Source organism: Streptomyces vulcanius, assembly GCF_042653945.1.
Lineage (GTDB): Bacteria > Actinomycetota > Actinomycetes > Streptomycetales > Streptomycetaceae > Streptomyces > Streptomyces mangrovi.
Genome location: NZ_JBHSFK010000007.1, coordinates 161,908 through 183,569 on the forward strand (window position 1 = coordinate 161,908; position 21,662 = coordinate 183,569).

At 70.2% G+C, this 21,662-nt stretch carries 21 protein-coding genes; 8 read left to right on the forward strand and 13 right to left on the reverse strand.

Translation table 11 applies throughout. The features are described from left to right. Nucleotides 1-61: 61 nt before the first annotated feature. The gene (locus ACFPIH_RS12975; protein ID WP_381170229.1) at nt 62-1,381 is read right to left on the reverse strand and encodes an SGNH/GDSL hydrolase family protein; all 1,320 of its coding nucleotides are present in this window, start codon (nt 1,379-1,381) and stop codon (nt 62-64) included. Nucleotides 1,382-1,572: 191 nt separating this feature from the next. Between ACFPIH_RS12975 and ACFPIH_RS12980 the strand changes: the two genes are divergently transcribed. Continuing rightward, the gene (locus ACFPIH_RS12980) at nt 1,573-2,892 is read left to right on the forward strand and encodes a DUF445 domain-containing protein (protein WP_381170722.1); all 1,320 of its coding nucleotides are present in this window, start codon (nt 1,573-1,575) and stop codon (nt 2,890-2,892) included. Nucleotides 2,893-2,921: 29 nt separating this feature from the next. Beyond that, entirely contained in the window at nt 2,922-4,403 is a 1,482-nt protein-coding gene (locus ACFPIH_RS12985) for an MFS transporter (RefSeq protein WP_381170231.1), read from the forward strand. Between the two features lie 277 nt (nt 4,404-4,680). Here the strand turns inward: ACFPIH_RS12985 and ACFPIH_RS12990 are convergent, their stop codons facing one another. Beyond that, nucleotides 4,681-5,250 (reverse strand): TetR/AcrR family transcriptional regulator, encoded by a 570-nt coding sequence (locus ACFPIH_RS12990; protein WP_381170233.1) that lies wholly within the window; start codon nt 5,248-5,250, stop codon nt 4,681-4,683. Between the two features lie 97 nt (nt 5,251-5,347). Between ACFPIH_RS12990 and ACFPIH_RS12995 the strand changes: the two genes are divergently transcribed. Next, nucleotides 5,348-6,826 carry an MDR family MFS transporter gene (locus ACFPIH_RS12995; protein ID WP_381170235.1) on the forward strand — a complete coding sequence of 493 codons (1,479 nt, stop codon included), beginning with the start codon at nt 5,348-5,350 and terminating at the stop codon, nt 6,824-6,826. A gap of 77 nt (nt 6,827-6,903) precedes the next feature. Here the strand turns inward: ACFPIH_RS12995 and ACFPIH_RS13000 are convergent, their stop codons facing one another. Together ACFPIH_RS13000 and ACFPIH_RS13005 are read right to left on the reverse strand one after the other, a co-directional pair. After that, a complete protein-coding gene (locus ACFPIH_RS13000) occupies nt 6,904-7,041 on the reverse strand; it encodes a hypothetical protein (RefSeq protein WP_381170237.1) in 138 nt (45 codons plus the stop codon). 88 nt (nt 7,042-7,129) lie between these two features. Next, nucleotides 7,130-7,585 carry a MarR family winged helix-turn-helix transcriptional regulator gene (locus ACFPIH_RS13005; protein ID WP_381170239.1) on the reverse strand — a complete coding sequence of 152 codons (456 nt, stop codon included), beginning with the start codon at nt 7,583-7,585 and terminating at the stop codon, nt 7,130-7,132. A 125-nt stretch (nt 7,586-7,710) separates the two neighbouring features. Between ACFPIH_RS13005 and ACFPIH_RS13010 the strand changes: the two genes are divergently transcribed. After that, a complete protein-coding gene (locus tag ACFPIH_RS13010; protein ID WP_381170241.1) occupies nt 7,711-8,574 on the forward strand; it encodes an NAD(P)H-binding protein in 864 nt (287 codons plus the stop codon). A gap of 283 nt (nt 8,575-8,857) precedes the next feature. Here the strand turns inward: ACFPIH_RS13010 and ACFPIH_RS13015 are convergent, their stop codons facing one another. Both ACFPIH_RS13015 and ACFPIH_RS13020 read right to left on the reverse strand, forming a co-directional pair. Further along, on the reverse strand, nt 8,858-10,408 hold the full coding sequence (locus ACFPIH_RS13015; protein ID WP_381170243.1) for an alginate lyase family protein: 1,551 nt from the start codon (nt 10,406-10,408) through the stop codon (nt 8,858-8,860). Between the two features lie 70 nt (nt 10,409-10,478). Beyond that, on the reverse strand, nt 10,479-10,928 hold the full coding sequence (locus tag ACFPIH_RS13020) for a hypothetical protein (protein WP_381170245.1): 450 nt from the start codon (nt 10,926-10,928) through the stop codon (nt 10,479-10,481). 154 nt (nt 10,929-11,082) lie between these two features. Between ACFPIH_RS13020 and ACFPIH_RS13025 the strand changes: the two genes are divergently transcribed. Continuing rightward, complete coding sequence (locus tag ACFPIH_RS13025; protein WP_381170247.1) at nt 11,083-12,048, forward strand: GlxA family transcriptional regulator; 966 nt, start codon at nt 11,083-11,085, stop codon at nt 12,046-12,048. A 101-nt stretch (nt 12,049-12,149) separates the two neighbouring features. On the opposite strand, the gene ACFPIH_RS13030 is transcribed toward ACFPIH_RS13025, so the two are convergent. The 3 genes from ACFPIH_RS13030 to ACFPIH_RS13040 all read right to left on the reverse strand — a co-directional run bounded on the left by ACFPIH_RS13030 (nt 12,150) and on the right by ACFPIH_RS13040 (nt 14,235). Then, nucleotides 12,150-12,452 carry a hypothetical protein gene (locus ACFPIH_RS13030; RefSeq protein WP_381170249.1) on the reverse strand — a complete coding sequence of 101 codons (303 nt, stop codon included), beginning with the start codon at nt 12,450-12,452 and terminating at the stop codon, nt 12,150-12,152. Nucleotides 12,453-12,532: 80 nt separating this feature from the next. Further along, nucleotides 12,533-13,600, reverse strand: a complete 1,068-nt coding sequence (locus ACFPIH_RS13035; protein ID WP_381170251.1) for a CU044_5270 family protein — start codon at nt 13,598-13,600, stop codon at nt 12,533-12,535. Continuing rightward, nucleotides 13,597-14,235: an RNA polymerase sigma factor gene (locus ACFPIH_RS13040; protein ID WP_381170724.1), complete on the reverse strand. Its 639-nt coding sequence runs from the start codon at nt 14,233-14,235 to the stop codon at nt 13,597-13,599. The genes ACFPIH_RS13035 and ACFPIH_RS13040 overlap by 4 nt, the downstream gene beginning before the upstream one ends. 323 nt (nt 14,236-14,558) lie before the next feature. Here ACFPIH_RS13040 and ACFPIH_RS13045 point away from each other — a divergent pair, with 323 nt between their 5' ends. Then, on the forward strand, nt 14,559-14,915 hold the full coding sequence (locus ACFPIH_RS13045; RefSeq protein ID WP_381170252.1) for a hypothetical protein: 357 nt from the start codon (nt 14,559-14,561) through the stop codon (nt 14,913-14,915). A gap of 283 nt (nt 14,916-15,198) precedes the next feature. On the opposite strand, the gene ACFPIH_RS13050 is transcribed toward ACFPIH_RS13045, so the two are convergent. Then, nucleotides 15,199-16,098, reverse strand: coding sequence for a helix-turn-helix transcriptional regulator (locus ACFPIH_RS13050; protein ID WP_381170253.1), 900 nt, complete (start codon nt 16,096-16,098; stop codon nt 15,199-15,201). Nucleotides 16,099-16,632: 534 nt separating this feature from the next. On the opposite strand from ACFPIH_RS13050, the gene ACFPIH_RS13055 reads away from it, so the two are divergent. Then, nucleotides 16,633-17,094: a hypothetical protein gene (locus ACFPIH_RS13055; protein WP_381170255.1), complete on the forward strand. Its 462-nt coding sequence runs from the start codon at nt 16,633-16,635 to the stop codon at nt 17,092-17,094. 862 nt (nt 17,095-17,956) lie between these two features. On the opposite strand, the gene ACFPIH_RS13060 is transcribed toward ACFPIH_RS13055, so the two are convergent. The 3 genes from ACFPIH_RS13060 to ACFPIH_RS13070 form a co-directional block, all read right to left on the reverse strand. Further along, nucleotides 17,957-18,535: a flavoprotein gene (locus tag ACFPIH_RS13060; protein ID WP_381170257.1), complete on the reverse strand. Its 579-nt coding sequence runs from the start codon at nt 18,533-18,535 to the stop codon at nt 17,957-17,959. Between the two features lie 38 nt (nt 18,536-18,573). Continuing rightward, nucleotides 18,574-19,746, reverse strand: coding sequence for a serine hydrolase domain-containing protein (locus ACFPIH_RS13065; protein WP_381170259.1), 1,173 nt, complete (start codon nt 19,744-19,746; stop codon nt 18,574-18,576). A gap of 73 nt (nt 19,747-19,819) precedes the next feature. Then, nucleotides 19,820-21,166, reverse strand: a complete 1,347-nt coding sequence (locus ACFPIH_RS13070; RefSeq protein ID WP_381170261.1) for a transcriptional regulator — start codon at nt 21,164-21,166, stop codon at nt 19,820-19,822. 295 nt (nt 21,167-21,461) lie between these two features. Between ACFPIH_RS13070 and ACFPIH_RS13075 the strand changes: the two genes are divergently transcribed. Further along, the gene (locus ACFPIH_RS13075) at nt 21,462-21,629 is read left to right on the forward strand and encodes a hypothetical protein (protein WP_381170263.1); all 168 of its coding nucleotides are present in this window, start codon (nt 21,462-21,464) and stop codon (nt 21,627-21,629) included. The last annotated feature ends 33 nt before the right edge of the window (nt 21,630-21,662 follow it).

Consider the following 21,662-nt stretch of genomic DNA (forward strand, 5'->3'; position numbering starts at 1 on the left):
GCACCCCGCCAGCGCCGGCAAGCTACCCCACCCCGCCCAGCCACAGCTGCCCGCAGCTCTGTCAGAGCCGAGCAGCAGCCGCCCCCTCCAGCACCGTCAGCTTGATCGCCGCGCTCATCGCCCGGTACCCCCGGTCACCGGGATGCAGATGGTCACCGGAGTCGTAGTCGCCCCGCAGACTGCGCGGATCGTACGGATCCCTCAGCGCCCTGTCGAAATCGACCACGGCATCGAACACACCACCCTCCCGCACCACCTCGTTGATCCGCTCCCGTACGTCCTCCCGGGCGGCGCTGTAGCCGCGGTGGCCGCCGAACGGCGTGAGCGTGGCGCCGACGGCCTTGATGCCGTGGGCGTGGGCGCGGTCGACGAGGGTGCGCAGGCCCGCCAGGATCGCGTCGGCGTCGGGGCGGCCGGGTGCGCGCAGGATGTCGTTGATGCCGAGGTCGATGACGACGACCTTGACGCCGGGCCGGTCGAGGACGTCCCGTTCGAAGCGGCGGACGCCCGCGGCACCGCGCCGGGGGTCGTCGGCGAGAACCTGGTTGCCGCTGACGCCGGCGTTGACGACGCCGTAGCGGGGCGCGTCGCCGCCGGACCGTACGGCGGTGCGCAGCCGGCCGGCGAGGGCGTCGGGCCAGCGGCGGTTGGCGTCCTGCGTGGAGCCGAAGCCGTCGGTGATGGAGTCGCCGAAGGCGACGAGCGTGCCGTCGGCCTCGTCGCTGAGGACGTCGAGGGCGGTCAGGTAGCGCCAGCGCTCGCTGGTCGCGGTGTACGGGGTGCCCGTGACGTCGGCGGTGCGCTCGCCGTGGGCGAGGTAGCTGGTCTGCCGGGCGTGCGTGTGGAAGGTGACCGGGCCGGAGGAGGTGGGGGAGAAGGTGCTGACGACGAGGTCGGAGTCGCGCGGGACGGCGAGGGCGGCCGCGTCGCTGACGGTCTGCCCGCCGGCCGGGACGGTGACCGCGGTGGCGCCGCCGAAGGTGAGCCGGCGCAGGGTGCGCGGGTCGGCGGCCGGGCCCGCGCCCTCGGCGACGGCGAGGGCGGCGTGCGTGACGGTGAGCGGCCGGGTGCCGTAGAGGTTCGACAGCGTGACGCGGGCGCTCGTACCTCCGACGCTGGTGTGGATGACATTGCGGACCGTGCGGCCCGCCATGCCGGTGGTGCCGGTGCCGGGTTCGCCGCCGGCCGGGGCGGCGGCCCAGCTGCCGACCCAGGTGCCGCTGGACACGGGGGCCGCGCGGTCCTGGGGCGCGGCGACGGTGCTCCTGCCGGGGCTGCGGCCGGGTGCGGCGGACACACCGAGGTACAGCGCGGTGGACAGGGCCACGACGAGGGTGAGGATCGCGCTCAGCAGGGCACAACCATGACGCCTGGCGGTCATGCGGGGTGGTTCTCCTTGCGAGGGGAGCGGTGACGCTCCGAAGAAAACGTGCGGAAGGCACAATGTGCAGAAATTCAGGAGTTCACCGTTGAGCTCCCCCGTAAGAAGGACGCCGGGAACTCTTGTTCCGTTCCAGGAGTCGGTCAAGTAGGGACAATGTTGGCGTGCGGGACGCGGGGGACGGGGAACGGATGGAGCTGATGGATCACACGGAAGCGGAAGGTGCCGTTCCCAAGAGGGCGCGCGCGATGAACGTCTTCAGTGCCGCCGACGAGGAGAAGCAGCGCGGGGTGCGCCGCATGAAGCTCACCGCGACCGGCCTGCTGCTGTTCGTGGCCGTCGTGTACGTCCTGGCCGAGTGGGCGTCGCACTCCGGCGCGGGCGCCTGGGCGGGCTATGTGGCGGCGGCTGCCGAGGCCGGCATGGTGGGCGCGCTGGCCGACTGGTTCGCCGTCACCGCCCTCTTCCGTCACCCACTGGGCCTGCCCATCCCGCACACGGCGATCATCCCGAGCAAGAAGGACCAACTGGGCGTCTCGCTGGGCGAGTTCGTCGGCGAGAACTTCCTCTCCGAGGACGTCGTACGGCAGCGGCTGCGCGCCGTCGGCATCGGCAGCCGGCTCGGCGCCTGGCTGGCGGAGCCGGAGCACGCCGACCGGGTGACGGCGGAGCTGGCCACGGCCCTGCGCGGCGCCCTCACGGTCCTGCGGGACTCGGACGTCCAGGCGGTGGTCGGCGAGGCGATCACCCGCCGGGCCGACGCCCAGGAGATCGCGCCCGGGATAGGCAAGATGCTGGAGAAGGTCGTCGCGGACGGCGGCCACCGGCGCGCGGTGGACCTGGTGGTGGCCCGTGCCTACGACTGGCTGATGCTGCACGGCGACTCCGTGATGGACGCGGTGGAGGGCGGCGCCCCCGGCTGGACCCCGCGCTTCGTGGACAAGCGGATCGGCGAGCGCGTCTACAAGGAACTGCTGCGCTTCTGCGCCGAGATGCGGGACATGCCGGGCCACCCGGCCCGGGGCGCCCTGGACCGCTTCCTCACCGACTTCGCCTCCGACCTGCAGTCCGACACCGAAACGCGCGCGCGAGTCGAGCGGCTCAAGGGGGAGGTGCTGGGCCGTGGCGAGGTCCAGGACCTGATCGCCTCCGCCTGGACGGCCGTACGGTCGATGATCGTCGCGGCTGCGGAGGACGAGCGCAGCGAACTGCGGCTGCGGGTGCGGGCGTCACTCCTCTCGCTCGGCGCCCGGATGGCCACCGAGCCCAAGGTGCAGGAGAAGGTCGACCAGTGGGTCGAGGGCGCCGCGGTGCACGTCGTGACGACGTACCGTCGCGAGATCACCTCCCTGATCACCGACACGGTGGCCGGCTGGGACGCGGAGCACACCACCCGCAAGATCGAGGCCAACATCGGCCGTGACCTGCAGTTCATCCGGATCAACGGCACGGTGGTGGGCTCGCTCGCGGGGTTGCTGATCTACACGGTGGCGCGGGGGCTGGGGGCGTAATCCGGCCCTGTCGGGGAATCCGCCACCGCATGGCCACCACAACCAGGGCCGAGTCCGGCCGCACGATCACCACCGACATCCCCGCGCGACTGGACCGTCTGCCCTGGTCCCGCTGGCACTGGACGGTCGTCATCGGCCTCGGCACGGTCTGGATCCTGGACGGCCTGGAGGTCACGGTCGTCGGCAACATCGCCGGCCGTCTCTCCGAGCCCGGCAGCGGTCTGCCGATCACCTCGGGCCAGGTCACCGGTATCGCGGCGGCACTCTACGTCGCGGGTGCCTGCGCGGGAGCCCTGTTCTGGGGCCGCCTGACCGACCGCTGGGGCCGTAAACGCCTGTTCATGATCACCCTGGCGGTCTATCTGGCCGCCACCGCCCTGACGGCCATCTCCTTCGACACCTGGTGGTTCCTGCTCTTCCGCTTCCTCACCGGCTTCGGCATCGGCGGCGAGTACGCGGCCATCAACTCGGCGATCGACGAGCTGATCCCGTCGCAGCACCGAGGCCGCGTCGACCTGATCATCAACGGCAGCTTCTGGCTGGGCGCGATCGGTGGCTCCCTGCTGTCGATCGTCGCGCTGGACACCAGCCTCTTCGCGGCGGACGTGGGCTGGCGGCTGACCTTCGCGCTCGGCGCCGTCCTCGCCCTGGTCATCCTGCTGGTCCGACGGCATGTCCCGGAGAGCCCGCGCTGGCTGCTGATCCACGGCCGGGACCGTGAGGCGGACGACATCGTGACGTCGATCGAGCGGCGGGTGGAAGCCGAGCGGAACGGCGAACAACTCCCGCGCCCCGAGGGCGAACTCACGATCCGCCAGCGCGACAGCGTCTCCTTCGGCGAGATCGCCCGCACCCTGTTCTCCGACTACCGCCGCCGCTCCGTCCTGGGCTTCTCCCTCTTCATCGGCCAGGCCTTCCTCTACAACGCGATCACCTTCGGCTTCGGCGCGATCCTGACGACGTTCTTCGACGTCCCGAGCGGCAACACCGGCTACTACTTCGCGGTCATCGCCGTCGGCAACTTCTGCGGACCGCTCCTCCTGGGCAAGCTGTTCGACACGGTGGGCCGCAGGGTGATGATCTCGTCGACGTATCTGCTGTCGGGTGCGCTGCTGTTCGGCACGGCCTGGCTGTTCGACCGGGGCTCGCTGAGCGCGACCACGATGACGGCCTGCTGGTGCGCGGTCCTGTTCTTCGCGTCGGCGGGCGCGTCCAGCGCGTACCTCACGGTCTCCGAGATCTTCCCGATGGAGACCCGCGCCATGTCCATCGCCTTCTTCTACGCCCTCGGCACCGCCGCCGGCGGTATCAGCGGCCCGCTCCTCTTCGCCGACCTCACCGGCACGGGCAAGGTCGCCGACACGGTCCTGGCCTTCCAGATCGGAGCGGCCCTGATGTGCGCGGCGGGCCTGGTGGCGGCCTTCCTGGCGGTGAAGGCCGAACGCCGCTCCCTGGAGGACATCGCCCGCCCGCTCACCGCGGCGGCTTCGGCTTCGGCGAGTGCCCGGTAGAGCGAGGCGACGGAGGGGGACTTGCCCGCGTTCTTCCCGACCTTGATGGTGAGCTTCTTCGCGATCTCGGGGACGGGGACACCCTTGTCCTTCAGCGCGACGGCGAAGGTGAGCATGTCGTCGTCGACGACCTTCGGCCGTCCGCCGTGGTGCACCGTGAGGATGACGGGCGTCCCGGGGGCGGCCTCCTTGAACCGGTGGGCCGGCGCGAGTGCCTTCTCCAGTTCCTCGCGGAGTGCGGGGACGAGGGCGAAGCGGGGGGTGTGGTACTTCGCGGTCAGCGCACCAGGGGGAGGAAGATCGTGTCGACGATCTCTTCGAGGACGTGGTCGGGCACGGGGGCGAAGGTCGTGAGGAATTCGTGGCGCAGCAGGTCGAAGGGGAGTGACTTGATGCGTTCGGTGAGGAGTTCCGGTTTGATCTCGCCGCGTTCGACGGCGCGGTCGAAGAGTGCGTCGACGGCTTCCTTGCGCCCTGTCGTGGTGGGGTCGACCAGGTCGCCGGGGCTGGTTCCGGTCTCCTGGTAGTAGCTGGCCAGGTTCACGCTCATGACGGTGACGAGTTGGAGGCGGGTGGCGCTGATCTCCCGCATGAGGGTGAGGACGTCCTCCCGCAGGCTTCCGGTGTCGGGAACGTCGTGGATGTGTTTGCGCAGGACATGGGGGATGGTCGCCCGGACGAGTGCGTCGCGGTCGGACCATCGGCGGTAGAGGACCGTAGGGCTGGTGCCCGCACGCTTGACGACGGCGTCCATGGTGAACCGGGCGTAGCCGTTGTTGGTGAGTTCTTCCCAGGCCGCGTCGAGCAGTGCCTTCTCCAGTGCCGCTCCGCGGCGTCGCTCGGCCATCCGAACCCCTCACATCCGTTAGATAGATTTGCCTATCTAATCCTAGCGGCCTAGTCTGAGCTCCATAAGATAGAACCGTCTATCCTAAGGAGTGTTCATGACCGCCAAGGGTGCCAAGCCACCATCCGTCGCCGCAGACGCCGGCCAGATCGACCCGGCCCTGCGACGTCTGACCTACACCTTGATCATCGGTGCACTCGCCGTCATCTTCGACACCACGATCATGAGCGTCGCCATCGACGGCCTCGCCGGGCAGCTCCACACGTCGCTCAGTACCACCCAGTGGGTGACCACCGCCTACCTGCTGGCCCTGTCCGCCACGATGCCGGCCGTCGGATGGGCTCAGTCGGTCCTGGGCGGCAAACGCCTGTGGATCGCCGGCCTGGGCATGTTCTTCATCGGGTCGCTGCTGTGTGCCGGAGCGTGGAACATCCAGAGCCTGATCGCCTTCCGGGTGGTCCAGGGCATCGGCGGCGGCACGATGATGGTGCTGATGTTCACCCTGGTCATGCAGGCGGCCAAGGGCCGCAACATCGGCAGGGTCATGTCCCTGATCACCGTGCCCACCGCCCTGGGCCCGGTCATCGGCCCGGTCATCGGCGGCGCCATCCTGCACCTGGGCGACTGGCGCTGGATCTTCCTCTTCAACGTTCCCTTCTGCGTCGTCGGCGGCTACCTCGCCTGGCGCAACCTTCCCGAAGACGGACCCCGGCCCGGCACCCGCCCCCGCCTGGACACCGTGGGCATGCTGCTGCTCTCACCCGGCATCGCCGCCGTCATCTACGGCCTGACACAGCTCTCCGGATCCGACGGCCTGGCCGGCCTCACGGTGGCCCTGCCCCTGATCGCCGGGGTGGCCCTGCTCGCCGGATACGCCTTCTGGGCGCTGCGGCGCGGACCGGACGCCCTGCTCGACATCCGGCTGCTGCGCCACCGCGCCCTGGCCTCATCCTCGGCGCTGGTGTTCCTGACCGGCGCCGCCCTGTACGGGACCATGCTCCTGCTGCCGCTGTACTGGCAGCAGGTACGCGGCGAATCCGCCCTGGGCGCCGCACTGCTGCTCATCCCGACGGGCGTGGGCACCCTCCTCTCCCGTACGCTGGCCGGCCGGTACATGGACCGCTTCGGCTCGCGCTCCGTCGCCATCGCCGCCTTCGCCCTCACCTTCGCGGCCACCGTGCCGTTCGGCTTCGTCACCGCCTCCACGAGCAACATCGCGCTGATGGCCGTGCTGTTCGTGCGCGGACTCGGGCTGGGAGGGGCCATGATCGCGATCACGGGCGCAGCCTTCGTCGGACTGGAACGCGAGGAGATCCCGGGCGCCTCCAGCATCAGCCGAGTCGCCCAGCAGGTCGGCGGTTCCGTGGGCATCGCGGTCTTGGTCATGATCCTGCAACGTGCCACAGCCGGCGCCCACACGCCCGCCGCCCTGGCCTCCGGATTCGGTGAAGCGTTCTGGTGGTCCGCCGCGTTCACCGCCGCGGCCGTTCCGCTGTGCCTCCTGCTGCCGGGCCGACCCAGCCCGGAACCGGAGGTCCAGGACACCGTGTTCGCCGGAGAACCCACCGAAGCCTGAACGATCGGGGCGTCCCTGGTCGGAGTGCTCGAACAGGACCTTGGCTCTCCCCGGTCCAGCCTCATCTCCGGGAGGCGTCAGTCCTCCGCGCCGTCCTCGTCGTCATCGAGTCCGGCCGAGTCCGGGTCCCGCAGCGGGCGCAGGGTGCCGCCCGCCGGCTCGGCGTCGGGCATCTGGGCCTTCCAGAACCTCTGGTCGCCCGTCGCGCGGTCCAAGGCATCCTCGGGGGATCGAGGAAGTCGTCGGTGGGCAGAAAGCCGTCCTGGCACTCGTCGGATCTGTTCAGAGAGGGGCGTGGGAGTGTCAGGTGAGGCCCGAGTCGCCGTTATCGATGGGCTCGCTCAGTAGCTCGCTCGCCGCCCGATGGACCTTCGCCAGGGCGTTCAAGAGGGACTCACGTTCGGTTTCGGTGAGATCCGCGGTGACCTTCTCCTCGATCAATCGCCGTTCCGCTTCGACCGGTTTCTGCAGCGCACGCCCCGCGTCGGTGAGCCAGAGCCGGACGAGGCGGTTGTCCCGGTCGTCACGGCGACGGGTGAGCAGCCCGGCCGTAGTCATCCGGTCAGCCATCTTGACGACGGTAGGCGTCGTGACGTTCAGCGCGGCGGCAACCTCGCCTGGTGTGCTGCCGTCCCGCTCCCACAGCATCGCGAGCAGGTAGTTCTGTCCGACGTGCAGCCCATGGCGTCGCATGGCCGCGTCGGCCAGGGCCCGGAGGGCCTTCGACGTTCTGCCGTGCAGGTCCAGGAACTCAGCCATCGGGTCCTTTCGGTGATGTGGGGAAGCGGCTGCCCGAGCCGCAAGCAAGCCGATTGACGGCTAATCATTCACTGGCTAACGTTCCTTGCGATTCGTTAGACGGCAAACGACTTTGGGGAGCCACGATGATACTGGTCACCGGAGCCACCGGGAACATCGGCCGAGAACTCACCCGCGAACTCGACACGAAAAGCGCGAAGTTACGTCTTCTCGTCCGCGACCCCGCCCGCGCTGCCGGACTGTCCGACCGCGCCGAGCGCGCCGTCGGCGACCTGGGGGAACCCTCGACGCTGACGCCGGCCTTCGCCGGCGTCGACACACTCTTCCTGCTCACCCAGGGCATCGGCACCGACTACACAGCCGCCGCCATCGCCGCCGCCGAGGCCGCCGGGGTGAGCCACATCGTGCACCTGTCCTCCCTCCACGTCACCCTTGACCCCCGGCCCGCCATGGCCCGCTGGCACCATGAACGCGAGGAGATCATCCGCGCCTCCGCAATACCCGCCACATTCCTTCGGCCCGGCGGCTTCATGACCAACGCCTTCGACTGGCTGCCCACCATCCGCGAGGGAAACCACGTCCTCGATCCGGTCGGCCCGGGCCGCTACGCGCCGATCGACCCCGCGGACATCGCCGCGGTCGCCGCCCTCGTCCTCACCGAGGCCGGCCACCAGGACAAGGAGTACGTCCTCACCGGCGACGAGACGCTCACCGTCACCGAGCAGGTACGCGTCATCTCCGAGACGATCGGCCGCGACATCGAGGTCCGAGAAGTGACCACACCGGACGAGGCCGTACGGTTCCGCTTCCCCAACGGGGCGCCCCAGGCACTCGCCGACGCCGTCACCGAGGGCTTCAAACTCATGCGCGCCGACTCCGTCGGGTTCCGGACGGACACCGTCCAGCGACTGCTCGGATGCAAGCCGCGGACCTTCGCGGACTGGTGCGCGCGTAACGCCGACGCGTTCCGACGGCCTGAAACCGCCTGAGCCGACACGCTGGTCATGTCCGGAACTGGCCCGCGAGGTGGTCGCCCGGGCCATCGCCGGGTCCGGGGGGTACGGCAACGGGCACGGCGAAGCCGCCCACGGCGGGCGGCGCGGCAACGGGCAAGGGCGGCCCGACACCACCACCGGCGAAACCGGCGTAGCGACGGGGCGGCGCCCGTCCCGCAGGGGGCTGCACGCCGCAGGCGCGGGCGAGCGGTGCCCACCGCCGCCCGCACCTGCGTGCCGGTGCCTACCCCCGCCCGCATCGGCGTGCCGGTGCGGGCTACTCGGCCTCGCGCCGTACCCGGTCCCGGCGGCGCAGCAGAAGCAGGCCACCCGCGAGGGCCGTGAGGCCGGCGGAGGCCGTCCAGGCCACGAAGTCGGTGGAGCCGGTGGCGGCGAGGCCCCCGTCCCTGCCGGACGCACCGGACGCACCGGACGCGCCGGACGCGGCCGTGGCGGAGGCCCCCGCCCCGGTCGCGGACGGCGCGGTGGCCGTCGGGCCCCCTGCCCCTGCCCCTGCCCCTGCCGTCGCCGAGCCCGTCGCGGAACCCGATGGCGTCGTGGAAGCCGACGGTGTCGCGGAGGCGGTCGTCGGCGAGACCTTGTCGCGGGTGAACGCCAGGGTGCCGAAGCCGAGTTGGTCGTAGCCGCCGCTGTTGGGGCCGTAGTCCCCGCCGCCGCCCTCGGGGGACGCCTTGGCGGCGATCCGGGTGAGGTAGGGAGCGGAGAGACCGCGCCGCTTGGTGTAGTGGTTGGCGATCATCGCCCAGATCGGCCGGACCATCGTAGGGTCGACCCCCGCCGCACCGGACGCGGTCTCCGTCCCCGACCACCCCCCGATCGCCCCCTTCCTCCGGGTGTTGGCGGTGTAGGGGACGTCCCCTCCCAGACTCCACTTGGCCACGTACTGCGCGCCCTTGAGGAAGCGGCTGTCGTCGTATCCGTAGAGGTCGATCCCCTGGTTCCAGGCCATCTCGCAGACGGTCCCCATGAGCCCGACCCCGAGCAGCGCGTGCCCCTGGTCCCGCCCGGCCTCCAGCCACTCGGCGAGGCCGTCGTCCCGCACGACGGGGATGGCGTGCTTCACCGAGCCGAGCCCGGAGCCGTTCCTGAAGTACTCCACGGCCTGCTCGACCTTCCCGCTGTCGTCGCAGAAGATCCCGGTGGCGAGGACGCAGGCCATGGCGGTGAGGTCCCAGTTGGGCCAGTAGTTCGTGACGACGGCGTTGTTGTGGTGGACCAGGAAGTCCTCGCTGAGCGGCGCGAAGACGGTGGCCAGCATCTTCCGGAAGCGTTCGAGCTCGAAGTCCGGCCGGTCGCGGACGAGTTCGGCGGCGTTGGCGGCCTGGTACCCGTACAGCCCCGCGGCCAGGAACCGGTCGGCGTTGCCCGCCAGCGAAGTGAGCTTCGCGGACCAGGCGTTGAGGATCGCGACCGCGGTGTCGGCATGCGCGACGTCCCCGCCGACGTGGTAGCGCAGACCGTTCTGGTAGGCGGCGTGCAGGTCGTTGTAGAGAACCGTGTAGTTCTGCCCGGAGCCGCCCCGGACCACGGTCTCCTGCGGGTTCGCCGTCCAGCCGCTCTGCGCGTGCCGGTTGGCGGTGAGCCGGGCGTACCCGGCCTGGTAGGGAGCGGCGCCCGCCTTCACCTTGGCGGCCATCCGCGCCAGGTCCTCGCGGGTGTGGAGCAGACCGGGATGCGCGTAGCCGGCGGCGGCCGTGGCGGGGGCCGCCGGGAGCGCGGCGGCCACACCGACGGCTCCGGCGGTCACACCCGCGGCCTTGAGGACACCGCGGCGGCTGAACTGTCGAGGTCGAATCAGTTGCTGCATGCCCGGGAGACGAGCCACCCCCCGCCCGGATAACGAAAACCCGGCGACTTCAGTGCCCTCGGCGACCTGTCTACGCCCCCGTGGTGGACCCGGGCCGCACGATCATCAGAACCGTCACCGTCGCCCACAGCAGATTGAACATCCCGGTGAACATGGCGAGTTGGACGGTCGTCTCGCGCGTGCCCGTGCCCTCGACGAGTACCTCCTGCCGGGGCAGCACCAGCACCAGCAGCACTCCGGCCGCGAGGACGGTCAGCACGGTGGACGCGATCAGCCAGGCGTCCCCCATCACCCCCATCGCGCCCGCCGTGGCGAACCCGAAGACGGGGACGGCGATGCCGACGGCGGCGTACACCTGACATATCCGGTGCAGCAGTCGTACGGCGGCCCCCGCCCGCTCGTCGTCGGGCGTGGCGAGCGCACGGCGCGCGGCGGGCGGGAACATGCTGGCGGCGACGGTGACGGGCCCGATCGCGACGATCGCGGCGAGGACGTGCACGGCGAGAAGGAACTTGGTCACGCCCCGACGCTAGACGCCGCGCGGATCTTGAGAACAGCGGCAGGAGTGCCAGGGCCCGACGGATTCCCGCCAGTGACGCACACTCGAAGGCTGGTCACCCTCGGATCACTCCGCCCCGCTTGGCAGAAATCCGTCGTCCCCCTACTCTCTCGCCATGCACACCGTCGTCGTACTGGCACTGGACGGGGTCATCCCCTTCGATCTCTCGGCCCCCATCGACACCTTCGGCTGGGCCCGGCTGCCCGACGGCCGGGAGGCCTACCGGGTGCTGGTCTGCTCGGCGAGCGGCACCGAGGAGGTGGCGGCGAGCGGAGGCAGGTTCACGATCAAGGCGCCGTACGGCCTGGAGGCGCTGGCCGAGGCGGACACGATCATCCTGCCCGGAGTGGCGGAGCCCCCCGAGACCCTGCCGCCGGGCGTCGCCGAGGCGCTGTGCGCGGCGGCGGCGAACGGCACCCGGATCGCGTCGGTGTGCGCGGGCGCGTTCCTGTTCGCGGCGACCGGCCTGCTGGACGGTCTGCGCGCGACGACGCACTGGATGGCCGCGCCGCACCTCGCGGCGAGGCACCCGGAGGTGACCGTCGACCCGAACGTCCTCTACGTCGACAACGGCCAGTTCCTCACCTCGGCCGGTGCGGCCGCCGCGATGGACATGTGCCTGCACATGGTCCGCCGCGACCACGGCTCGGCGGTCGCCGCGCACACGGCACGGCAGGCGGTCATGCCGCTCGAACGGGAGGGCGGCCAGGCCCAGTTCATCGTCCACGACCTGCCGCCCGCCCCCGCCGGAGCGACCCTGGAACCCCTGCTCGCCTGGCTGGAGGACAACTGCGGCCGGGACCTCACCCTGGATCAGATCGCCGACCGGGCCGGCATGAGCACCCGCACCCTCAACCGCCGCTTCCGCGAACAGACCGGCACGACACCGCTGCAGTGGCTGCACCGGGCACGGGTCCGCCGGGCGCAGTACCTCCTCGAAACCACCCCGTACGCCGTCGAGCGCATCGCCACCCAGGCGGGTTTCGGCTCCCCGACGGCCTTCCGTGAACGCTTCCGGAGAGTCGTCGGCACCAGCCCCCAGGGCTACCGCCGATCGTTCCGCGCGGACGCGCAGCGTTGACCGGTCGACTCGGTCACCCCTCCCGGCCGGCGACGGGCAGGGCCACGGGCGGGCCGGGACAGAAGGGGGTCACCCCTGCCGCGGGCCTGGGCAGGAGCGGGTCACCCCTGCCGGTCGGCCACCGCCCAGGAGGCCAGCGCGACCGCCCCCGCCACCCCGAACACGGCCGGCCAGGCCCCCACCTTCTTCGCCAGCGGATGCGACCCGGCGAACGCGGCGACATACGCGACACCGAGCGCCCCCGCGGCCTTCCCACCGGCCCGCCGCCGCCACAGCTCACCGGCAGCGCCCCCGGCGACGGCCAGCACGACCCCGCCCAGCGCCCGCTTCTCGGTCCACCGGGCCACTCCGTACCCCCCGACGAGCCCACTCGCGGCGATCACCGAACTGGGAACCCTGGCCATACCCGCCTCCAACCGATCTTCTCCGTCCGCCCCGAGGCTAACGCGCGGTATCGGCCGACGACGGACCCGGGGCACCCGGGCTAACTCCGACCGGACCCCGCGGACCCGGGCTCCTGGCCCTTCTTGTCCACGACGGCCCGTTCGAGTACCGCCGTCGTCTCCTCGACCGTCCCGGCCGGGCCCATCACGGTGTTGCGGGTGAGGACGGAGCGTTCACCGAGGAAGCCGAGGGTCTCGGGATCGAAGATCCACTCGGTGCGCAGGCCCATCCGGGTGTTCTCCCTGGCGATGGCGATGCCGTGCCGCCCGGCGGCGTCCACCGCGTTGTTCAGCACGGTCACGCCGGGAATCCGCGCGGTGGCCCGGTAGATCGCGGCCGCCGTGGCGGACGGCATGTACTGAGCACTGATGAGCTCGCCGATCCGCTCGAAGACGGCCTGGTCCTGGTCCTCATCGCCCTCGGCGGGGGTCTCGGCGTAGAGCCGTTGCAGCAGCTTCGCGGGATCGGTGGGCAGGGAGGCGAGCCACGCGTACGTCGGCCGGTCGATCCCGGCCACTTCCCCGGCGGAGCCCTTCGGCACCAGGATCCTGATCCCGTACTCCTCCCCGTTCTCGCGGGTCAGCCCGAAATCGATCATCGGACCCGGCTCCTGCGCGAGCCACACCTCCCGGTCGTGCAGCGGGCCGGGCTTCACCGGCTGCCCCCAGTCGGCCTCGTTCTCCGCCGTCCGGGTCCGCACATACGCGAACTGGCTGGCCTTCACCGGTTCCACGCCGCTCTTCATCGCGACCGCGGCGATCCGGTCGAGCGTGACGACAACGCCTCGGCCCTTCTGCCCGGCGGCGCTCGGCGCGGCCGTACCGCGATGGCTCCCGCTGTCACCCGTGCCCAGCCGCACGGTCAGCGTGGCGGCCACCGCGACGGCGACGGAGGCGGCGATCAGCACGGGCCGGCTGAATCGCCGCGGCCTGGACAGGCTGTCCCCCATGGTGCTGTCCTGGTCGATGGTCTGCATCAGTACGTCCTTGTAATGGGAGCGACGCCCCGCAGGCAGCCCGTGCTCGACGGCACCGGCGGGCAACAGCCGTGCGAGTTCTACGAGTTCCTCGCGCTCCTCCTGACCGGCTCCGGACGGAGTGGAGTTCATCGGGCTTCCTCCTGAAGGGGCAGGGCCACGAACGCGGCCTCACTCTCTACCTCTCCGCGACCGGGGCGGGGTTCCATAAATCCCTTACCTTCTTTATGCGGTGTACGTGCCTCCCGCTCCACGAACTCCCGCAGCCGCCCCCGCGCCCGCGACAGCCGCGACCGTACGGTCCCCACCGGCACCCCCAGCGCCTCGGCGGCCTGCGCGTAGTCGAGCCCGCCCCACACGCACAGGGCGATGACCTCGCGCTCGTGCCGCCGCAGCCGCCCCAGCACCCGCTGGACCTCCGCCAGCCGCCGCGCGTCGTCCACCCGCCCGACGACGTCCTCCGCGAAGTCGCCGACCGCGTCGGCCTCCGTCCGCCGGGACAGGAACGCGAGCCGCCGCCGCAGACTCCGCTCGGCGTTGCGCGCCTTGTTGGTGGCGATCCCGAACAGCCAGGGCCGCAGCGACCCCCCGTCCGCCTCCACGTCCCCCCGCCCCCGCCAGGCGGCCAGGAACGTCTCCGACATGACCTCCTCGGCCACGGACCAGTTCCCGGTCAGCCGGAGGGCATGGCGGTAGACGGCGTCGGCGTGCCGCTCGTACAACTCACCGAACGCCGCCCGCTCCCCGCCCCGCACACGGGCCCGCAGTCGCCCGTCGTAGTCATCGTCATCGCCATCGTCCTGGTTGGAACTCACGCACATACCTCTCCGTCCCTTCGAAGAGGTTCCCGTGTCCTGCCTCACACCAGGACGGTATGCGGGAGACGGGTGCCCGCACGTACTTACCCACCTCGCGAAGGCGTTCGCCGACCTCCCGGCACCGCGACTCAGATCCCGACGCCGACCGGCCGGCGACGTACCGCGAACGATCCCCTTCCGGAGACTTGCGATCACCTGAGAAGACGCCGACGTGTCGCGGCGCTGGTGCTGCTGACCTGGTGACGTCTCTTCGGCTCACCGGAAGGATGTTCATGAGCGCTGCTGTCCGACGGACCACCTACGCCCTTGCTGCGGTCACCGCGGCTCTTCTCGCCCTGGTCGCGTTCAACTCGTTCCCCTCCACCTCGCCCTCAGCCGCCGCCGCGGTGGCCAGGCCCGTCGTCAAGTCGAAGTACTTCACCACAGGCGACACCACGATCTCCTGCCCGTCCGGCTGGACGGCCACGGGCGGCGGCGTCGGCGTGGACCTCGTCGGGAGCATGTACGTCGCCCGCACGGAACCGACCCGCAACTCGTCCGGCAAACCGGTCGGCTGGAAGGGCGACGTGAGGCAGCGGTCGAACGGCGGCGCGGCGAGCGGCACGATCTACGTGGTCTGCGCTCCCTGACCCACCCGGCTGCCCGCAGCACAGCCCAGCGAAGGCCGCGCCCCGGTGGGCGCGGCCTTCGTCGCATCCCGGCGTTCGCAACGGGAGCGGCGGAGCCATGCCTGACAGGCCGCGCCTCCCGGCACTCGTCCGCAAGGAGCGTTCCTACTCCTGACCCTGACGATCGCGGTACGGTCGGGCGTCGTGGTGCCATCGCCACCAGCGGCGCGGGAAACCTCGTCGGTCGGGCCGTACGCGTGCTCCATCGAGGGCCGGTCGATGTCGTGCCTGTGCGGACCTCTCGTCACGCCAGGTCGTTGCCCTTCACGATGAAAGTGGCGATGTCGTGGGTGGGACAGCACCCCGGCAGGACCGGTCCGTGATCCGGTGGTGTGCTCCAGATCGCGCTCTCTGCTCCCCCCGGTCCGGAAGGATCCGGCTCGAGGGCGTAGACGATCAGTAGCTGGTCCGGGTCCTCGGGAACGAGCAGCGTCCGGAAGGTGGAGGTGAGAGCACCGAGCAGCGGGTGCTGGAGGCGGTAGGTGCCGTGCATGGGGTCGACGACATCCTGTTCGTTCCACAGCCGCAGGAAGTCGGGGTCCGTCGCGGCCAGTTCCGCGATGAACGCGTTCGTCTCCTGGCTCTCGGGATGACGCCCCACTTCCAGACGCAGCCAGGCGACGACGTGCCGTGCCATGACCTGCCAGTCGAGTACCAGTTGCCGGATGGCGGGTTGCCGGAACACCAGGAGGGTCAGGTTGCGCTCCGGCACGGGGCCGAAATCGAGGAAGATCTTCGAGGCGGGGCGGTTCCACGCCAGTACCCGTGTCCGGCGCCCCAGGGCGAACACCGCGGTGTCCGGCATGTTGTCCAGCAACCACTGCGTGCCTTCCGAGACCTGGTCCGCGGCGGGCGGCTGTCTCCGGTCGGGGCGGGCGAGGTTGTGCAGATGGATGCGCTCCAACTCGTCCAGACGCAACGCGCGGGCGACCGCGTCGAGTACGGACGCGGAGACCTTGTCATTGCGTCCCTGTTCCAGCCGGACGTAGTAGTCGATCCCGACCCCGGCCAACTGTGCCAGCTCCTCACGTCGTAGCCCCGGTACCCGGCGAACCCCACCGAAGGTCGGCAGACCCACCTCGGACGGGCTCAGCCGGGCGCGTCTGGACTGGAGAAAAGCGCGGAGTTCGGTACGTCTGTTCATGGCCGGTCATGGCCCTTCTGGCCGGATTCAGCGTGGCTGGAATCGTAGACAGGCCGGCTGTGAGGGGCGTGACCGAGGGTGGTTGCACGGCGGAACAGCGTGAGCCAGGGTCTCACTGGACCCCTCCCAACTGCCCGGACGACCCGGGAAACTGGGCCCACGCGCCGCTCGGTCCGTTCGGGGGATACAGGCCGAGCGGCGCGTCGTATCGGTTTCCCGGGGAGGGGGGAGCTGAAGAACAGAACAAAGGCCGGAATCCCGCCGACGGGACATCCTCGTCCTCCACCGGAGGCCCCGCTCGGTATGACGGGCGTCCGCGGTGACCGTCAGTGGCGCCACACCGCGTGCACGGCGATGTCCGCGCAGCGGCCGCCCCTCGCCGGACCGGAACACGATCCGAGCGCGAAGCGCCACATCGGCTGGACCATCCCGCGTCCCACCCCGATATCGCAACAACGGAAAGGCATTCGCATGATGGTTGATGTCCGGCGTGCAGCAACGGCGGGGGCCGCGTTTCTGCTTGCTTTCGGAGGTATGTCCGCGTTGACGGTCGGCCCCGCCTACGCCGTGGACTCCGCCTGCAGCGGCTACCAGGACAAGACCTTCTCCACCCCTGGGAGCGACGTGCACGTCGCGATCAATCTGTGCATCGAGCACTACTCGGAGGGCGGGTACATGGCCACCGCCTACTACACGTGGTCGGGAGGCGGTGGCACGGATCTCGACGACAACCGGAAGTTCGACCAGTTCGACCTCCAGGTGCGGGTCGAACAGCACGACCCCGACGACGGTGACATCGTCAAGGCGTCGCGTGTCTGCGACCTGAGATACGACATCAACACGACAAGCGTGTGGAACGGCACCTGCCAGAAGTGGTACAGCCACAGCAGAGCGCTCACCTGGAGCGCCGACGGGACCGTTACGTACGACATCGACCGCGACGGCAAGGGCACACTCCCCGCCTGGAACCTGGGCGGCTCCTCGCGCATCGACTGACCGGGACATGCAACCCGTCCCGCTGGGCGGGCTTGGCCCAGCCGCTGTGAGCGTGCCGCGTAGCGCGGTTCGGGCGGGCGCGGGGCCGGTGGCTTCGCCCGGCACTCCAGCCCAACTCGCGTCCTGACCTGTGAGGTTGTTGAGCGGTGCTCGCTACACTCCCACCGCTCAACAACCTCACTACCGGTGACAAGCCGCAGCGGGCGTTGGTACGTCGGTCCTGACCGTCTCCTCTTCCCCCTTCAACGGTCAGGTCCTGCCGGGGCGCAGGGGATCGAGCATCATCGCGGCAAGGACCGGAGAGTCCGCGAACGGCTGCTGCTCACCGATCTTCTCGTAACTCAACACTCGTAGACGGCCTGGACCTTGCCGTCGCCCGCTTTGGGGTTGACCAGCAGAGTGACTCGGGGGCCGGGATGAGGCATGTGGTCGGCGCGGTGTGCATGGCGGTGGGACTCGGGCTGGTGAGCCGATGCAGTCCGCCGCATCTTCCACTCACCGCGGTATGGCTGGACAAGGACCGGAAGCCGGTCGCGGAGGTGCGGCCATGCGAGGGAGACCAGGTCTCCAACGTCGGCGATACAGCCTGCCGCCGCAAACACCTGACCTGGCACTACTGGCCCTTCGCCGTAGGCCGCACCCCCTCCCCGCCCTCTTCACCGCAGGCGCCCCAGGCTTCATCGACACCCCAAGCGTCGCCAAACCCCGAGCCCGCGAGGGCCAGGGCACAGACCCCCTGGGCCTGATCCTGACCCTCTTCTGGCAAAGGGACGACACGGACCGCCCGGTACGGGCGCGACTGCGGGACATCGTGAAGTGAGCGTGTGGGTGGGTGGGACGCAGCGCCGGCCTGGTCGCCGCGTCACCCCATGACACGCTCGACAGCGCCGAGTACCGCCGCCCAAGGAAGCTCCCGCCCGGCAGGCGCCTCTCGCGGCTCATACAGAGGCCAGACCTCCGGCCCCTGAACCAGCTGCACATCGGCCTCCCGCAGCGTCGCGATGTGCCGCTTCCAGGCAGGGTGCCGGACATGAGCGGCGTTGACCCTGGGAAACACCACGACAGGCACTCCAAGAGTGCCGATGGCTTCTCCCACCTGCGTCAGCGCCTGGTTGTCGGCGATACCGTTCGCGAGCTTGGCCACGGTATTGGCGCTTGCCGGGGCGACCACATAGCAGTCGGCGCTTGGGTGCGGACTCACATCACCGGGCAACCGAGCTTCATCCCGGACGGGTAGACCGGTCAACTTCTCCAAGCGGTCGACCTCACCACTCGCACGCAGCCAGCGACCCGCCGTAGGCGTGAGCGTAACCGCCACCCGCCAACCCCGAGCCAGTGCAGGTTCCACGAGCCCGGCGCGCAAGGTCTCCAGTCCGCCGGCACTGCTCCCCACCGCTCCCAGCGTCCGGTTCCTGCCTACGACCAATGCCCAGTCCTCCATTGTTGAGGTCGTACCCGCGCTGCGGCTATGTGGTCCCGTCAAGCCAGAGACCTTCGCACCGCGTCCACCAGCGAAGCCGCACGTGCATCGTCGGACCCCCCGATGATGTGGTTCATGGCGTAGCCGAAGGCGATGCCGTGCTGTGGGTCGGCGAAGCCGAGCGAGCCGCCTCTACCGGTGTGACCGAAGGCGTTCGGACCGGTCATGGGGTTGGTCGCAGTGGGCAGCATGTATCCGGAGCTGAATCGGCTTGGGATCAGCATCACCTGGTCCTTCCCGCCGGCCTGTTCCTTGATTGCCGAAGCCAGGGTTTCCGGGGCGAGCAGGCGGACGCCGTCTACCTCGCCGATAAGCGCCGCGTACATGCGTGCCAGTCCGCGTGCGGTGCCGACGCCGTTGGAGGCCGGGAGTTCCGCGGCCTGCACTTCGGGGGAGCCGAAGTCGATCTCCGCGGGGTAAGTGACCGCGTATGCCCTGTTGCTGAATGAGTTGGGGTCGCGCCATGCGGCGACCAGTTCACGGAGTTCCTGGGGAACCGACTCTGTGGGCAGGGTGGTGAGGTCGACGTCTGGACGCTGGTACACCATGCGGCTGACCCGGTCGCGCTCATCCGCAGGCAATCCAATGAAGAAGTCCAGTCCGAGGGGAGCAGCGATCTCGTCGGCGAAGAAGCGGCCCGGCGATCGGCCGGACACTCGGCGGATCACCTCGCCGACAAGCCAGCCCCAGGTTCGGCCGTGATACCCGTGCGCGGTGCCCGGAGTCCACAGAGGACGCTGAGCGGCCAGTGCCGCCGTCATGGGATGCCAGGTCAACGCTTCGTGCAGCGGGACCGGTCGGTCCAGCGCGATCAGGCCCGCTTGGTGGGACAACAGCCAGCGCACGGGGACGTCCGCCTTGCCGTTCGCGGCGAACTCCGGCCAGTACTTCGCCACCGGCGCGTCCAGGTCCAGCGCGCCGCGCTGGGCGAGCATGTGCGTCGCGGTCGCGGTCGCCCCCTTGGTAGCCGAGTAGACGAGTTGCAGTGTGTCCCCCGTCCACACACGGCCGGTCTCCGGGTCGGCGACGCCGCCCCACAGATCCACCACCGGTTGCCCGTACTGGTACACGCACACCGCCGCGCCGATGTCCCCGTGCCGGAAGAAGTTCGCCGCGAACGCCTCACTCACCGGTTCGAACCCAGCCGAGACCTCACCCTCGATCGTCGTCATGCCGTCCATCCTGGCATTTGGGTCGGCTGCTCCGGCGGTGCGGGCTGGTTCACATGGACCGAGGCGGCGACCGTCATGTTGAGACGGGGAGCGCCTGAAGCCGCTCGCGGAACTCACGGACAGAGGGCACGGACTTACGGGATTCGAGCTGCGCGGAGAACTCCTTCAATCGGTCCAGAGCTCTTACGGAGCTGACACTGTCCTCCAGGAGCCCGGCGCCGTAGTTCGCGGCGTCCAGCGCCCCTTCCAGGTCGCCACCGGTTAGCCGTGCCTCAGCCAGGCGGCTGGACCGTACGGCCTTGTCCCGAGGAACCGCGCTGTTCACTGAGGTCTCCAGGGAACGTGTCGCGCGCTCCACCTGCCCGGACCGCAACAGGACCTTGCCCTCGGTCGACTTCAACTGCGCCTCGCCGAACCAGTTGAGCCAGTCCGGGTTTTCCTCCGCCGCTTGGCGCTCCTCCCACAGGGACACGGCACGGTTGAGGGCCGTTCCTGCCTTTCCGTGGTCGCCGTCGCGCGACAGTGCCTCGGCCTTGTGCAGGTGGAGGAAGGACTGGATGTATGGCGACAGCGTTTGAGGGGCGTTGTCGATGGCGGTTGAGATGAGGTCCACCCGCTCGGCGGTCCGTCCGGCCTCGGAGACGTGTACTCCCATCTCCGCGAGGACGAAGGCGCCGAAGGCGTCATCGCCGGCGGTACGGGCACTGCGCAGGGCCCCGACGTAGTAACGCTGGCCGGCGGATCGCAGACCCGCGTCGTAAGCCATCCAGCCGGTCACGTGCGACACCTGGGCTGCCAGCGCGTAGAGGCGGACGCGGATCCTGTCCGTGTACCGGCCGGCGCTGAGAAGGCCGGTGACCAGGGCGAGATCACCGCGTGCCTGCTCCAGAAGCCGGGCTCCTCCAAGTTGGTCGTCGAGCGTGCGGAGGGTGCTGATACGCCGCTCAATCGTCGAGACCATCATGTCTGTGACCTGATCTCCGTTGAGCGCCGAGGCGAAGGCAGAGGGCGCGTCCACCCAACTCGCCGCGAGGCCCGTCAGGGCAGCGCCGGTGATGGTGAGGAAACCCCGGCGATCCATGCGGCCACTCCCTACCAGTTCGGACAACGCTTCGACGGTACCGGCCTCGGTCCATGGGGCGGTGAGCCCCGTCACCTCCCAGACGGGGAGCCACCGAGGCCATCCTTCCTCCCGCTCGCGTTCGTACGGGACGTGCAGCAAGTCGGCGAGCACGCGCTGGGCATCCTCGTCCGGCTCCTGCCCCTGCTCCCACTTCCATACGGTCGTCCGGTTGGTCGCGAGCGGGATTCCGAGCGACCTCCCGTGCGCCTGCATGAGCCGGGCGAACTCGGCCTTCCCCCATCCGCGCGTCTGGCGGACGAAGCTGAGCGGGTGGACTGCTAACGACTCACCAGGCACGTCATCACTCCCGTCATCCCCTCACGGCGTAGTGGGGAGGCTACTTCGCGTGTCCGCGTCCGGGGAGGGCGCCCGTCCCACGAGGAACCCCCTAGAAACGTTCCGACGTACCTGCTGGGGCCGTTGACTGAGTATCAGCCGTCCACGGAGCACGCTCAGGATGATCGCTCCTCGAACGGTTCCTCAGATCGGCGGCTCCGCCTCCCGTTTCTCCGGCGGGGACGGAGCCGCCGGGGGCGGCCACCGACTTCCCGCCGGAGCCCCGGTGGGAGAACCGAAGAGGAAGGAGCACGAGGTGGCAGAGCACACGGCACCGCCTCCGGCCCCCAGCGGCCTCCTGGTGGCGGTGGAAGAGCTGACCGCCGTCCACGACCGGTACGACAGCCTCCGGTCGGACAACGCCGGAAGTTCCGGCGACGCGCCGTGGCCGGGTGGCGACGGCAACCTGCACGACAGCGAGTAGGCACCAAGCGGTGGAGGTCGGCACGTTCGGCCG